The sequence below is a fragment of the Streptomyces sp. GQ60 genome (assembly GCF_059758875.1).
The window spans coordinates 1,001,544-1,015,423 of the sequence record NZ_JCAXEG010000001.1 but is presented as its reverse complement, the minus strand read 5'-3'; the positions used below and the strand labels follow the sequence as shown (position 1 = coordinate 1,015,423).

General features: G+C 72.7%; 12 protein-coding genes. 6 read left to right on the top strand and 6 right to left on the bottom strand.

Annotated features, from left to right (window positions below; translation table 11 throughout):
- The first annotated feature begins 136 nt into the window (after nucleotides 1–136).
- Nucleotides 137–880, top strand: a complete 744-nt coding sequence (locus AC6CKD_RS04645; RefSeq protein WP_498325269.1) for a CDP-alcohol phosphatidyltransferase family protein — start codon at nucleotides 137–139, stop codon at nucleotides 878–880.
- 53 nt (nucleotides 881–933) lie between these two features.
- Here AC6CKD_RS04645 and AC6CKD_RS04640 read toward each other — a convergent pair whose 3' ends face one another.
- On the bottom strand, nucleotides 934–1,407 hold the full coding sequence (locus AC6CKD_RS04640; protein ID WP_498325268.1) for an FAD synthase family protein: 474 nt from the start codon (nucleotides 1,405–1,407) through the stop codon (nucleotides 934–936).
- A gap of 172 nt (nucleotides 1,408–1,579) precedes the next feature.
- Between AC6CKD_RS04640 and AC6CKD_RS04635 the strand changes: the two genes are divergently transcribed.
- From AC6CKD_RS04635 to AC6CKD_RS04625, 3 genes are read left to right on the top strand one after another with little or no spacing between them, the layout of a single operon-like run.
- Nucleotides 1,580–2,785, top strand: a complete 1,206-nt coding sequence (locus AC6CKD_RS04635) for a glycosyltransferase (RefSeq protein WP_498325445.1) — start codon at nucleotides 1,580–1,582, stop codon at nucleotides 2,783–2,785.
- Nucleotides 2,782–4,551 (top strand): tyrosine-protein kinase domain-containing protein, encoded by a 1,770-nt coding sequence (locus tag AC6CKD_RS04630; RefSeq protein WP_498325267.1) that lies wholly within the window; start codon nucleotides 2,782–2,784, stop codon nucleotides 4,549–4,551. The genes AC6CKD_RS04635 and AC6CKD_RS04630 overlap by 4 nt, the downstream gene beginning before the upstream one ends.
- Complete coding sequence (locus AC6CKD_RS04625) at nucleotides 4,548–5,801, top strand: MATE family efflux transporter (RefSeq protein WP_498325265.1); 1,254 nt, start codon at nucleotides 4,548–4,550, stop codon at nucleotides 5,799–5,801. The genes AC6CKD_RS04630 and AC6CKD_RS04625 overlap by 4 nt, the downstream gene beginning before the upstream one ends.
- Before the next feature lie 38 nt (nucleotides 5,802–5,839).
- Here AC6CKD_RS04625 and AC6CKD_RS04620 read toward each other — a convergent pair whose 3' ends face one another.
- Nucleotides 5,840–7,348, bottom strand: coding sequence for a hypothetical protein (locus tag AC6CKD_RS04620; protein ID WP_498325263.1), 1,509 nt, complete (start codon nucleotides 7,346–7,348; stop codon nucleotides 5,840–5,842).
- Nucleotides 7,349–7,458: 110 nt separating this feature from the next.
- On the opposite strand from AC6CKD_RS04620, the gene AC6CKD_RS04615 reads away from it, so the two are divergent.
- Both AC6CKD_RS04615 and AC6CKD_RS04610 read left to right on the top strand, forming a co-directional pair.
- Nucleotides 7,459–7,998 carry a WcaF family extracellular polysaccharide biosynthesis acetyltransferase gene (locus tag AC6CKD_RS04615; RefSeq protein WP_498325262.1) on the top strand — a complete coding sequence of 180 codons (540 nt, stop codon included), beginning with the start codon at nucleotides 7,459–7,461 and terminating at the stop codon, nucleotides 7,996–7,998.
- Nucleotides 7,995–9,110 (top strand): glycosyltransferase, encoded by a 1,116-nt coding sequence (locus AC6CKD_RS04610; protein ID WP_498325261.1) that lies wholly within the window; start codon nucleotides 7,995–7,997, stop codon nucleotides 9,108–9,110. Before AC6CKD_RS04615 ends, AC6CKD_RS04610 begins: the two co-directional genes overlap by 4 nt.
- A gap of 34 nt (nucleotides 9,111–9,144) precedes the next feature.
- Here the strand turns inward: AC6CKD_RS04610 and AC6CKD_RS04605 are convergent, their stop codons facing one another.
- From AC6CKD_RS04605 to AC6CKD_RS04590, 4 genes are all read right to left on the bottom strand, one after another.
- Complete coding sequence (locus AC6CKD_RS04605) at nucleotides 9,145–9,618, bottom strand: hypothetical protein (RefSeq protein WP_498325259.1); 474 nt, start codon at nucleotides 9,616–9,618, stop codon at nucleotides 9,145–9,147.
- A gap of 142 nt (nucleotides 9,619–9,760) precedes the next feature.
- Nucleotides 9,761–9,973: a hypothetical protein gene (locus tag AC6CKD_RS04600; RefSeq protein WP_498325257.1), complete on the bottom strand. Its 213-nt coding sequence runs from the start codon at nucleotides 9,971–9,973 to the stop codon at nucleotides 9,761–9,763.
- Nucleotides 9,974–10,111: 138 nt separating this feature from the next.
- Complete coding sequence (locus AC6CKD_RS04595; protein WP_498325256.1) at nucleotides 10,112–10,798, bottom strand: hypothetical protein; 687 nt, start codon at nucleotides 10,796–10,798, stop codon at nucleotides 10,112–10,114.
- Between the two features lie 79 nt (nucleotides 10,799–10,877).
- On the bottom strand, nucleotides 10,878–13,655 hold the full coding sequence (locus AC6CKD_RS04590) for a LamG-like jellyroll fold domain-containing protein (RefSeq protein WP_498325254.1): 2,778 nt from the start codon (nucleotides 13,653–13,655) through the stop codon (nucleotides 10,878–10,880).
- Nucleotides 13,656–13,880 lie beyond the last annotated feature (225 nt).

Genomic DNA, 13,880 nt, shown 5'->3' with positions numbered 1-13,880 from the left:
CGGGCCCGGGGCGGGGGCTCCGGGTCGGGTCCGGGTCCGGGTCCGGCGGACCCGGAGCGGGAGCCCTCGGACACCCTGCGATGATGTGCCCTTCGTACGCACGCACGCATATACGGATGTTCGAGGGGTTGTGTCGATGGCGAGTGTCGGGACCGCGCTGCGGGAGCTGCGCGGGGCGCAGAAATCGGCGAAGGGCGTGTCGCTGTACTCCCGGTTCGTCAACCGGCCCGTCGGACGGTACCTGGCCGCCGGGTCGTACGGGCTCGGGCTCACCCCGAACCAGGTGACGCTGATCAGCGCCGCCCTGAGTTTCGCGGGCGCGGCCGCCGTCGCCCTGGTCTCTCCCTCGTGGGGGCTGGGGGTCGCGGTGTGGGCCCTGCTCGCGGTCGGCTTCGCCTTCGATTCCGCCGACGGGCAGCTCGCCCGGCTCCGCGGGGGCGGCAGCGCGGCGGGCGAGTGGCTGGACCACGTCGTGGACTGCGCGAAGCTGACCTCGCTGCACACCTGCGTGCTGATCGCCTTCTACCGCTTCCCCGCGGAGTACGGGATCGGCGGCGGCGCGGACGGAGCCGCCGGAGCCGGCTGGCTGCTGGTGCCGCTGGGCTTCCAGTTCGCCGCGGTCGTGACCTTCTTCGGGGGGCTCCTGACGGAGAAGCTCAAGCCGAAGCCGGCGCCGGGGAGCGCGGCGGCCGCGCCGTCGACCCTGCGCGCGGTGGCGCTGCTGCCCGTGGATTACGGGGTGTTCTGCCTGGTGTTCCTGTTCCTCGGCGGCAGCGGGCTGTTCCGCTGGGTGTACGCCGGGGCGGGTGTCGTCGCCGCGCTGTTCCTGGTGGCGTTCCTCGCGAAGTGGTTCCGGGAGCTCAGCGCCGTATTCAGGTGACCGGGGCCCGCCGCCTCGTGGCGGCCCGGCCGGATGTCCGGCCGGTGAGCCGCTCAGCCCCGCTGTTCCGTGGCGAGCGGCTCGGACAGCACGTCCAGAGCCCGGCGCAGCTGGGTGCTGGACGTGTGGACCGTGTACGGGAAGTAGACGACTTCGACGCCGTGCACGGCGAAGTCCTTTTCCAACTGGTCGCCCTTGGGGGTGCCGCGCCAGTCGTCGCCCTTGAATATGACGTCGAACCGGACTTCCTTCCACGTTTCGACCTTGTCCGGAACGGTCTCGACGAAAGCGGAGTCCACGTACTGCACGCTGCGGACGATCTCCAGCCGCTCGACGAGCGGGATCACGGGGCGGCGACCCTTGGCGAGTTCCACCATTTCGTCGGATACGACCCCGGCCACCAAGTGGTCGCACTGACTCCGGGCGTGCCGAAGGATGTTGAGGTGTCCGATGTGGAAGAGGTCGTAGGCACCTGGCGCGTAGCCGATTCGGTGGGGTCTACGCCCAGGCTCGGCAAATTCGGACATATCCTGCTCCGTCACGTGTTATCCCCCAGAAGCCGCACACCCCGGTGTGGCGGATTAGCAGACAATAGCGTGCACGTTCCCCCTGATGCCGGTGAACGAATAGGGTGACGTGCGCATCATCCTGGTGAGAGGGGGACGTCCAGTGTCGAAATCCGGTCAGCGACGACTACTGCTGGTTTCCACGAATTACGCCCCCGAGCACACGGGCATCGGCCCGTACGCCACCCAGATCGCGGAGCACTGGGCCGGTCTCGGTCACGAGACACACGTCCTGGCGGGCATGCCCCACTACCCGGCCTGGTCCGTCGAGCCGGAGTACAAGGGGGCGCTACGGCGCACGGAACAGCGCGCGGGCGTGACCGTGCACCGGCGCGCGCACACCGTGCCGCCGCGTCAGACCGCCGTACGCCGGGCCCTTTTTGAAGGATCGATTCTGCTGCACGGCTCCGTGGCCCCGCCCCGGATGCCGAAGCCGGACGCGGTCCTCGCGCAGATGCCCAGCCTGGCCGGCGGCCTGCTGGCCGCCCGCTTCGCGGCGCGCTGGAAGGTCCCCTTCGTCCCCGTCGTCCAGGACCTGATGGGCGCCGCCGCCGCGCAGAGCGGGATCAGCGGCGGCGACAAGGCCGCCGCGTTCGCCGGCCGGGTCGAGGCCTACGCCCTGAAGCGGGCCACCCTCGTCGGTGTGATCCACGAGACCTTCGTCGACCGGGTCGTCGGCATGGGCGTGCACCCCGAGCGGATCCGGCTCGTCCCGAACTGGTCCCACGTGGCGCTGCCCACCAAGCCCCGCGGGCGGACCCGCCACCACCTCGGGTGGGCTCCCGGCCAGACCGTCGTCCTGCACTCCGGGAACATGGGACTCAAGCAGGGACTGGAGGTCCTCGTCGGCGCCGCCCGGCTGGACCCGAGCGTCCGCTTCGTCCTGATGGGTGACGGAAGCCAGCGCTCCGCCCTCGCCGACCTGGCGGCCGACGTTCCCAATCTCGACATCATCCCCCCTGCCGCGGACGGAGAGTTCCCGGATATCCTCGCCGCGGCGGACGTGCTCGCGGTCACGCAGCACGCCGCCGTGATGGACATGAGCGTGCCGTCCAAGCTGACCTCGTACTTCCAGGCCGGCCGTCCCGTCGTCGCCTCCGTCGCGGCGCTGGGCGGGACCGCCCAGGAAGTGGAACGCTCGGGCGCCGGGGTGCTCGTACCGCCGGAGAACCCGGAGGCCCTGCTCAAGGCCGTACGGGCGCTGGCCGAGGACCCCGCGGGCGCGGACGCGCTGGGGGCGGCCGGGCCGCGCCACGTGGCGGCGCACCTGAGCCGTGAGGCGGGCCTGGCCCGCATCGACGCACTGATCGACGAAGCACTTGGGGGTCCCCGGCCGTGATCGAGACGAACCGACCGGCAGCGGCTCCGGCCGAGGACGAACCGGACCTGCTCCGGGACCAGTTCCGCCAGCTCCTGCGCTACCGCCGGCTCATCGTCGCGGGCGTGGGCATCGGCCTGCTCGGCGGCGTCTACCTCGGCGTCTCCACGGCGGACACCTACGTGGCCACCGCCGACATCGTGCTGCGCGCGCCCACCGACGACCCGTTCAACCCGAGCCTCGCCCCCGACAAGGCGATCAACATCGGCTCGGAGCGGCAGGTCGCGCTCTCCAGCTCCATAGCCAACGAGGCCGCGAAGAAGCTCGGGGTCTCGGCCGCCGACTTCTCGGCCCTGCGCGCCGGTCTGCAGGTGACCAACCCGCCGCAGACGATGGTGCTGCGCTTCACCTACACCGCCGCCACCCCCGCCCAGGCCGCCAAGCGCGCCAACGCGATGACGGAGGCCTACCTGCTCAAGCGGCAGGAGGCCCTCGACGTCACCCGCGACAAGATGGTCAAGGGCTACCAGGACCAGCGCGACCCGGTGGCCAAGCAGCTCGACGACCTCTCCAAGCAGATCACCGGCATGCCGGCCGGTCCGGCGCGGGACGCCGCGTACTCCTCCAAGACCGACCAGCAGAGCAAGATCAACACGCTCAACGGCAACATCGCCAAGCTCCAGGCCCTGGACATGACCCCGGGGCGGGTCACCAGCTCCGCCGTCCCGCCGCAGGGTGCCGACGGCCCCGGACTCCCCATGTCGCTCGCGCTCGGCGCGGCCGTGGGTCTCGCCATGGGCCTCCTCGGCGCCTGGGTGCGCCTCGTCTTCGACCCGGCTCCGCGCTCCGAGGGCGACGTCGCCCGGGCCCTGCGCGCGCCCGTACTGGGCTCCCTGCCGCGGGGCAAGGCCGACGGCGGGCCGCTGCTCGCGGCGGGCGAGGAAGACCCCCGGCTGGCCGAGGAGTTCCGCTCGGTGGCCTTCCGGCTCGCCTACGACTCCCGCTTCGCGGACCGGCGCCGCCTCCTCGTGGTGGCCCCGCGCGGCAGCAGCGAGATCGCCGCCGCCGTGGCGGTGAACCTGGCCGCCTCCTTCGCGGAGACCGGCAAGGACGTGCTCCTCATCGAGGCCGACCTGCGCACCCCGGTGCTGGCCAGCCAGCTGCCCACCGACGCGGCGGGCCGGCCGCGCTGGAGCCAGTCGCAGGGCGGCGCCGGCGCGCAGCACGGGGACACCGAGTGGCCCGACGGACGCCAGCTCCTCGTGGACGCCGGGGAGTCGGGCAGCTTCGACCTGATCCCGGGCGAGCGGGTGCGCAACGTGCCCCGCGCGCTGACGTCGCAGCGGGCCTCCCGGCTGATCTCCGAGGCCGACTCCCCCAACTCCACCGTCGTGGTGCTCGCCCCGCCCGTGCTCTCGTACGCCGACGCCCTCGCGCTCGTCGACCGCGTCGACGGCGTCCTGGTGGTCTGCAACCCCGGCGCGGTGCGCCGCACCGACCTCTCCCGCATCCGCGAGCTGATCAGCGGGGCCGGCGGCACGGTGCTGGGCGCCGTCCTGCACGCGCCGCTGCCGGGCGAGAAGAAGCGCGGATTGGGCCGGAGCCCCAAGGGCGGCGGACCCGCCGCCGAGGAGCCCCGGCCCACGCGCCCTTCCCCGCCCTCGCCCCGTTCGCGGGAGCCGCAGCCGATCCCGTACGAGGTGGCCGCCGCCGACGCCTCGCAGCACATCCCGGGTGACGGCACCGACACGGTCGCCCTGCGTACGGTCCGCACGGGCCGGCGGTGAGCCGGCGCGGCCTCGCCGCGGTCGCCTCGGTACTGGACCAGGCCGCGTCCAGTGCCACGAACATCCTGGTCCTGGTGCTGGCCGCCCGGCTCTCCTCGGCGGCCGGCTTCGCCGACTTCTCGATGGTCTACGTGGCCTTCTCCGTGCTGCTCGGCCTGAACATGGCCTACGTCGGCCAGACGCTGGTGCTGGAGAAGGACCCAACTCACCTCGCCGCGGCCTGCCGCTCGGGCCTCGCCTTCACCGGGGCCGCCTCGGCGGTGGTGGGAGCCGTACTGGCCCTCCTGGGACTGCTGTTGCCCGGGGCGACCGGGTGGGCGTTCCTCGCGCTGGGGCTCGTACTGCCCCTGGTGCTGCTGCAGGACGGGCTGCGCTACTGCTTCTCCGCCCTGCGGCTGCCCGGGCGCGCGCTGGCCGCGGACGTGCTGCGCCTCGCGTGCGTGGTGTCCGCACTGCTGCTGCAGCCCGAGGGCGCCTCGGCGGGACGGCTGGTGCTGGTGTGGGGGGTCTCCGCGCTGCCCGCGCTCGCGCTGGGCCTGTGGCTGCTGCGGCCCTCGGTGCGGGGCGGCTCCGGCGCCATCGACCTACGGCCGTACCTGCGGCGCGGGCACCTGGGGCAGCGGTTCGCGGTCGAGTTCGCCGTGGGCAACGGCTCCAGCCAGCTCGCCGTCCTGGGGCTCGGCGTCTTCGCGACCCCGCTGGCGGTCGGCGCGCTGCGCGGTGCGAGCACCCTCTTCGGGCCGCTGAACGTGCTGTTCAACTCCGCGAACGCCTTCGGCCCGCCGGTCGTCGGCCGGGCCTCCGGGAAGCGGGGCGTGGTCCGGCTGACCGCCCTGCTGGGCGGCGCGCTCGCGGTGACGGGCGCCGGGTGGGGGGCCGTGCTGTACGCCCTGCCGGAGCGGGTGGGCCGCGAGCTGCTCGGCGACACCTGGGCGGCGGCGGCCGCGCTGCTGCCCGCTACGGGCGCCCAGTACGCCGTCATGGGGCTCGGCACCTGTGCGCTGCTGAGCCTGCGGGTGCTGAACCCGAAGGCGACCCTCTCGCTCCAGGTGGTCTTCTCGCTGCTGTCGGTCGGGCTCCTGCTGGGCGGGTACGCCGTCTGGGGCGTGGCCGGGGCAGCCTGGGGGCTGGCCCTGGGCTCCGCCGCGAAGGCCGCGGCGGGCTGGCTGCGCGTGGCCCGGCTGCCGGACCCGGCGCCGGATCCCGCCCCCGACCCCGCCGGGCCCGCGGACCAGGTGCGCGCGGCCTGAGGTGCGGCGTCGCTCGTGGAGCAGATGCGTGGCCCGGGTCAGCGCAGGGAAGTGGCCTTGTCCTGCCGGTACGTGGCCACCAGCGCGAGGCACATCCCCGCGATCGCGATCCGGCCCGAGGCCTGGAGCAGGGGCCCGCGCAGCAGGATGAAGGAGTACCCCGCGACCAGCGGCACCACCGTGGAGATCAGGCTGCCGGGCGGCGAGCTGCGCCGGGCGCGCTTCGCGTAGCGCCGGTCGACGCGGGCGGAGGCGTACCCCATCCCCAGGAGCCCCGCGCCCATGCCCAGCGGGCCGAAGTCGATCCACAGCTCGGCCCAGATCGGCGAGGAGAGGTTGGTGTTGACCGTGCCCATCCACTGGCCGACCATCACGCCGGTGTCGCGCGGCTTGCCCGACCACACCGAGCGGGGCACCGCGAAGAAGACGGATCCCGCGAGCTGGCGCCCGTAGGAATGGCCGGGACCGGACTCCGAGAAGGTGATGGTGTTCGCGAACATGCCGATCTGGTCGTAGTCCTTGAGCGCCATCGGCTCCAGGAACGAGGTCGTCTCGACCGGCTTGTAGTTCTTCTCGTCGTAGCGGAAGCGGTCCGCGAACGGGAAGACGAGGAGGGCGATCACCACGGCCATGGACAGCGCCACCCGGTACATCGCGGCGCTCACCGGGAAGACGGTGAAGAGCAGCGCGAACATGACCGTGAGGAACCAGTAGCGCGGGTTGGAGATCGGGTTGTTGACGATCAGGTTGAGGACCACGAGCGCCGACCAGGTGACGATGGTCGAGACCTTGCGGCGGGCGAACTTCGAGGTGATCAGCCAGCGCGTGTACAGCAGCAGGGCCAGCAGCGCGGGGACCGTTCCGAAGCCGCGCAGCAGGGCCTGGCCGGCCTGGCCGTCCTGGGAGACGCCCGCCTCCTCGATGCCCGCGATGATCTCCTGGCGGCTGGAGAAGAACACCGCCGGGCCGCCGAGCTTCACGATCAGGGCCGCACTGCCCAGGAACGCCAAGGCGGTCAGCAGGTGGAGGCGCCGCCGGTGCGCCATGACCGGGCGCGGCTCCTTCTGCGAACCGCCCGCGCGGCCGACGGGCCGGTGCCGGGCCAGCAGGACGCCGACGTCGAAGGCGGCGCAGCCGAGCAGGACCAGACCGATGGCGGCGGTGAGGTCGGAGCGCGGGCCGACCACAGGCGTCGGGACCTGGCCGAGCACGGCCTGCGCGAGGGGGGCCACGCCCATGGCCATGTAGACGAAGAGCCAGAAGGAGCCCTGGAGCAGCTTGCGCTGGCTCGTCAGGACCATCGCCGAGAGCCGGGCGCCCGCGTACATGGCGAGCAGGAGCTGCAGCCAGAAGGCGGCGTCGTGCTGGCCGGCGCCGGGCTGGACGGCGACGAAGAGGGGCAGGAAGACGGTGAACCCGAGGGCCAGCGGGACGGAGAGCGCCCGGGAGAGCAGCGTCCGCGGAGTGGTGACCCTGCCCCAGCTCTTCTCTTCGCCGGGGTGCGGTGGCGCCGGCCTGGCGCCGGTCTCGCGTATGTCGGTCGCCACGCTTGCCCCCACCCCCTGTGCCTGATCCGGCCGCAGTCTAGTCTGAGCGCTCGGCGCCCGGGGAGGCGCCTTCGAAGGCGCCGTCGGGGGCCGGACTGCGAGGGGTGCCTGTGCGTGATCTTCCTGCCTTCACGCTGGCCGGATACGACAAGGGGCGCGGGCGGCTGACGCAGGCGCTCTGGTTCGCCGTGATGAACACGCTGTTCATGAGCTGGCTGTGTCCCGCCCGGCTGCGGGTCGCGCTGCTGCGCGCCTTCGGGGCCCGGATCGGCGAAGGGGTGCTGATCCGCCACCGGGTGCGGGTGCTGTGGCCCTGGAAGCTGACGGTGGGCGACCACGCGTGGATCGGCGAGGGCGCCTGGGTGCTGAACCTGGAGCCGGTGACGATCGGCGCGCACGCCTGCGTCTCGCAGGAGGCGCTGCTGTGCACCGGCTCGCACGACCACCGGGCCGCCGATTTCCGCTACCGCAACGCCCCGATCACCGTCGGGGACGGCGCGTGGGTGGCGGTACGGGCCACCGTGCTGGCCGGCGTGACCATCGGCCGCTGCGCGGTCGCCGGCGCGGGATCCGTGGTCCACCAGGACCTCCCCGCACTGACCTTGCAGACCCAGGACGGGCGCCGCCGCCCGGTCGAGGAGCCGAAGTGAGAGTCCTGCACGCCGTCACCCTGCACTCCCCCACGCATGCCTTCGGCGGGCCGGTACGGGTCGCGCTGAACCTGGCCGGGGGGCTGCGGGCCCGCGGGCACGAGGCGAGTCTGCTGGCGCTCGGCGAGGGCTTCCCCGACCCCTGGCCGACCTCGGTGGAGGGCATCCCCGCGAAGCTCTTCCCGGCCCGTCGGCTGCTCCCCCTCGGCTTCAGCGGGATGACCTCGCCGGCCCTGCTCGCCTCCGCGGGCCGCCTGGTGCGGGGCGCCGACCTGGTCCACGTCCACCTGGCGCGGGACCTGGTCACCCTGCCCGTCGCCCTGGCGGCGCTGCGGGCGGGCACACCACTGGTCCTGCAGACCCACGGCATGGTCGACCCGAGCGGGAGACTGCTGGCCAAGGTGCTGGACGCGCTGGCGGTACGCCGCCTGCTGCGCGCCGCCGACGCGCTCCTGTACCTCACCCCGCACGAGCGCGAGGACCTCGAAGCGGTGGTCGGGGCGCCGCTCCCCAACGCCGTCCGCCTGGTCAACGGCACCCCGCCCCAGGAGGGGCGCCCCGCCCTGTCCGGGCCCCCGCGGATCCTCTACTCGGCCCGCCTGCAGGCGCGCAAGCGCCCGGTGGACTTCGTGGACGCCGCTCCGGCCGTCCTGGCGGCGCACCCGGACGCGGAGTTCGTGGTGGCCGGCCCGGACGAGGGCGAACTCGCTGCGGTCCGCGCCCGGGTGAGCGCCCTCGGCCTCTCCTCCCGCTTCACGGTCGCGGGCGCCCTGTCGGGCACGGAGGTCCTGGCGGAGCTGCGCCGCGCCCACGTCTACGTACTGCCGTCGGTGGACGAACCGTTCCCGATGTCGGTCCTGGAAGCCCTCGCGGTGGGCGTCCCGTCGGTGGTCACCCACTCCAACGGCCTGGCCCGCGACATCGCCCGCGCGGGCGCGGGCCGAGCGGTCGACCCCGGCCCGGCGGGCGTCGCGGAGGCGGTCCTGTCCCTCCTGGACCCGACCGAGAACGCCACGTCCTCGAAGGCCGCCCGCGAACTGGCGGCGTCCGCCTTCTCGATGGACGCCGTCCTGGACGCGCTGCTGCCGGTGTACGAGGGCATCTCCCGCTGAGGGCACGGGCCCGCACCGGTACGGCGCGGGCCCGTCACGCCGCTGCGAGGCGGCGTGCTTCGGCCAGGATCTCCGCGACGACCTGCTCCACCGGTCTGCCGCCGAACTCGATGCTGTCGTACTCGTCGTCGAGCTCGGCGAGCCGCTCGGCCAGGGGCAGCCCGTGGCCGTAGCGCCGGTGGATCCGGGACGTGAACTCCCGGGGCGTCAGCTCACCGGCGAGCATGCGGCGCGCGAGTGCCGGGACCGCGGCTTCACGCCCGGCCTCGCCGTCGAGCGGGTAGAAGACGAGGCCGAGTTCGTGGAGAGCCGCGGGGAGCAGGTCGTGGACGTCGTAGTCCGCCTCGGCGCGCGTACGGGCGGCGAGGACTCGGAGCCCCGGGGTGTCGAGTCCGGCGACCAGTGCGGCGCAGGCGGCGCTGACGACGTCGCTCCCGCTGACTTCTCCGACGCTCCAGAGGGCGACACGGTCCTGTAGGGCGATCGCTGCGGCTTCTGTCGGCGTCATGGGTCCATGGTGTCCGCGTGACCCGTCCGGGGCGACTTGATATCGCCGAAGGCGCTGTTCAGCGGTCTGTTCCGGACCGTTGCCCGCGCGTCCGGCGGGCGCTCCGTGCGGCGGGCGCGCTCCGTGCGGCTCCGTGACCGGGTCAGAGCCCGCGGCGGGTTTCGTCGACCACCGGGAGGGCGCCGACGCGGCGGCGCTTGAGGACGCTCGCGTAGACCGCGATGCCGATGCTGCCCGCGACCATCATGATGACCCCGACCAGGTCGAGGTTCACGCTCTGCAGCTGCCAGTCGCTCGCGAAGGTGAGGATGGCCCCCACCACGATCAGGCCTATGCAACCGCTGATGCCCCTCATTGAATTCGCCTCCACCATCGTGGACGGGGTGCAGCCCCGCCGTGTGGAGGCGCGGATGCCCCCGATGCGGGAACGGAAACGCCCCCGCTGCCCGGAGGCGGGCAACGGGGGCGGGGGCGTTCGCCGCGCGAGGGCGCGTCAGGCGGCAGGCACCCAGGCGTAGCAGCCGTTCGAGACGAACTGGGCCGTGCCCGCCGGGATCTTGGCGGTGACCTTGTCGCCCGGCTTCAGCGGGGTCTCCGGGCCCGAGGCGAGGGCGGTGCCGTCCTTGCCCTTGGCCTCCCAGGCGCACGTCGTGCTCTGGGTCAGGGCGCGGTAGGTGCCCGCCGCCGGGGACTCCTTCGTGCCGTCCGGGAAGCCCTTCGCCGCCGCGTCGAGGACCGGCCTCTGCTCCGGGCACAGGAAGGTGATCGCGTCCTTCGCGCCCGGGATCTCCCCGGCCACGAGGGCGCCGACCGCCGCGTCCTTGTCCCGCTTCGCCGTGCGCTCCACCCGCTGACAGGCCTCCTGGCCGCCCTGCAGGACGGCCGCCGGGTCCATCTTCTCCGGGACCCGGCCGCTCAGGTACTGCTTCTCCGGCGCGGTGAAGCTGCCCGTCTTCGGGACGAGCTTCGTGTCCGGCAGGACGGGACCCGTCGGCTTCGCGTCCGCCGGGGGCGGCGCCGGGGTGTCCGTGGCGTCGGCCGGGTCCGCGACCGGCGAGGCGGCCGGCGGCTTGGGCGAGGCGGCCGAGGCTTCGGCCTTGCCGTCGCCGCCCGAACTGCAGGACGTCAGCGTCAGGGCGGCGGCCAGCAGGACGGCGGCCGCCGCGGAGCGTCGGTACATGAGGTGGCTCCCGTACGTATGAGATGGGTGTGCGGGGCCGGGCCGTCGGAACGGCCCGGCCCCGCACTCCGTCAAGCGGCTACTTCGCGCCGAAGGTGAGGGTCAGCTGCGGCTTGGCGTCCACGGCCGTGGACTCCGAGGACCAGATCCACAGCGGGTTGGTACCCGTGCTCGTCAGTCCCAGGGTGTAGCTGGTGCCCAGCACCGCGGAGAGCGCGGTGGTGCTCAGCGGCGTGCTCTGGACCGCCGACCCGTCCGGCACGCCCGCGAAGGAGCCGAGCGGGGTGGTGCCCAGGGTGGGCTTGCTGTTGAAGGTCGTGCCCGCACCGCTCCAGGTACCGGTGACCGGGACCACGGAGACGGTGTCGGTGGTGCCGGCACCCGCCACGGTGGTGGTCTTGACCTGGAGGGACGCGGACTTCAGCACCGTGCCGGCCGGGGCGGCCGGGATGTCGAAGCGCAGGTACGTCTCGTAGGCCGAGGTGCCGCGGACGGCCAGCGAGGCGGACGCGCCGTAGGCGGTGCTGGGGGCGCCCTGGTTGATGTAGGTGTCCTCGGTCGCGGTGACCTTGGAGACCGTGTCCGTGACGGCCTTGGCCAGGTTGTAGTGGTTCTTGACCTGGGCCTCGGTCAGCACCTTCGGGTAGACGGCCGTCTCGTCGATCTGGCCGGCGAAGAAGTTGCTGGTCGGCCGGGAGGGCCAGCCGGCGAGGTTGTCGGCGCCGACGTGCCAGTAGCCCTCGATCTGCTGGGAGCCGGTGACGTTCAGAGTGCCCTTGGACTGGCCGTCCACGTAGAGCGCCATGCCGCCGGGACCCTGGGTGGCGACGACGTGGTGCCACTTGTTGTCGTTGTACGTGTCCAGCAGGCCGGTGGAGATGGTCTTCGTCCCGCCGGAGTTGACCCCGAAGAAGATCCGGCCGGTGTTGGTCATGTAGAGGTGCTTGTCGTACAGGTTGCTGTTGCGGTCCTGGTTGGTGCCGAAACCGAGCAGCTTGCCGCCGCGCAGGGTGTTCGTCTTGAACCAGGTCTCCAGCGTGTAGCTGCTGCCGACCGTCTGACGGTGGTCGCTGTACACCTGCTGGCTGGTGCCGTTGAAGCCCATGGCCGTGCTGGCGCCGGTGATCGCACCCGGCGTCTGGCGCAGCGCCGGGGCGTTGAGCTGGATGCCGCTGGTGTTGCCGGAGACCGAGGAGTCGGCCACGTACGGGCTGACGACGTCGTCGTAGCGCCAGTACAGGTTGGCACCGTCCTCGCGGACCTGGTTGGGGTACGCGGTGACCGTGGTCGGGACCGAGACCGAGGTGGTGGCCGACAGGGCGCTGGTGTTGCCCGCCGCGTCGGTCGCGGTGACCCGGTAGCTGTAGGACGCGCCGGGCTGGACCGTGGTGTCCGTCCAGGAGGCCTGCCGGCGCAGCCACTCCAGGGAGTTCGCGCTGACGGTGGCGATCGGGGTCGCGGAGCCGTTGCGGTAGATGCGGTAGGTCAGCTTGTCGTCGTCCGCGTCGTAGCTGGCGCGCCAGCGGACCTGGACCTCGCCGGGCTTGACGCTGGAGACGCTGGAGACCGGGGTGGTCGGGGCGCCGACGTCGCCGGTGGAGGCGAAGCGGGTCAGGGCCTGCTGGGCCTTGCCGTTGATGAGGGTGAACTCACCGCCGACCCACATGTACTTGGTGGTGTCCTTCTGGGCGATGGCCATCACGCGCGGGCCGATGCCCTCGCCGAGGCCGTCGTTGGCGGTGGGGTGCCAGCCGAGCTTGGCCGGGCTGCGCACGAAGCCGCCCACGGCCGAGGGGGCGTCGAGGCCGCCGTTGCCCCAGTCGGTCAGCTGCGCCAGCAGGAAGTGGCGCTTGCCGTCGGGGAACTGGCCCTCGGAGGAGCAGTTGTGCGCGTGCGAGGAGCTGTAGAGGACTCCGTCGTACGGCAGCACCCACTGGGTCGCGCCCAGGCACTGGTCGCGCCACTTCTCGCTGAAGTCGGTGGCGAGGGCGACGCGGCCGTCGAAGCCGCCCGTGCCCTCGGCGCCGGTGTAGTAGCCCGTGGCGTCGGCCGCGATGGACTTGATGACCGACATCGAGGGGATGGTGCCGTACGTCTTGGTCACGGCGCCGGTGGTGGCGTTCACGACGGCGAGCGCGTGGCTCTGGGCGCCGTTGACGGTGAAGAAGTCACCGCCCAGCAGGATGTCCTTGCCGTCGTTGCTGAGCTGGAGCGCGCGGCCGGGCTCGTCGGCGTTGGCGACGAAGGGCTTGAGCGCACCGGAGGTGGCGTCGACCGCGGCGAACCGCTCGCGGGCCGCGCCCTCGACGGTGCTGAAGTCCCCTGCCGCGTACAGGGTCGTGTCGCCGGCGGTGAGCGCGCGCACGGTGGCCGGGAACTTCGGCTTGAACGAGGCCTTGGGGGTGCAGGTCGCGATGTCGATGGCGGCGACGCTGGAGACCGGGGTTCCGTTGACGGCGCCGAAGTAGCCGCCCGCGTAGAGGGTCTTCTTGTCCTTCGAGACGGTGAGCGCGCGCACGGTCGCGCTGCCCTCGCCGATGGTGAAGGAGAGCTTGCAGGAGGTGGGGGCGCCGGTCGCCGCGTCGAGCGCGACGAAGTTCACGGCTTCCTGCTCGGTGCCGGCCGCGCCGGTGGGCGGGCGGACGGCCGAGAAGGTGCCGCCCGCGAAGACGGTGCCGTTGGCCTCGGCCATCGCCCAGACGATGCCGTTGGGCTGCCACGTCGGCAGGCTGTCGGCGGTGAAGGCCACCGGCTGCGTGATGGCCGACGCCTCGGGTATCAGCACCAGGCCTATCGCGGTGCCGGTACCGGCCAGTGACAGGGCGAGGGCAGCAGTCAGCCCTCTGGATCTACGCATGAGCCCCCCAGGGCAATTGCCCGGCTTGAATGGCTGGTTCGACCATTATCAGAACAGCCATATGTACTGGCGCAGACTAGGGCTCACGCGAGGGCCTGGTCACCACGCTCGACCCATTGCTACCAACTTGGAATCAACGAGTCCGGCATGGATGGAGCACTACGGACATACGGCAGATTTACCCCGGCCACAGCCGCCGATAGCTGCGCGAATGACCGGGACACG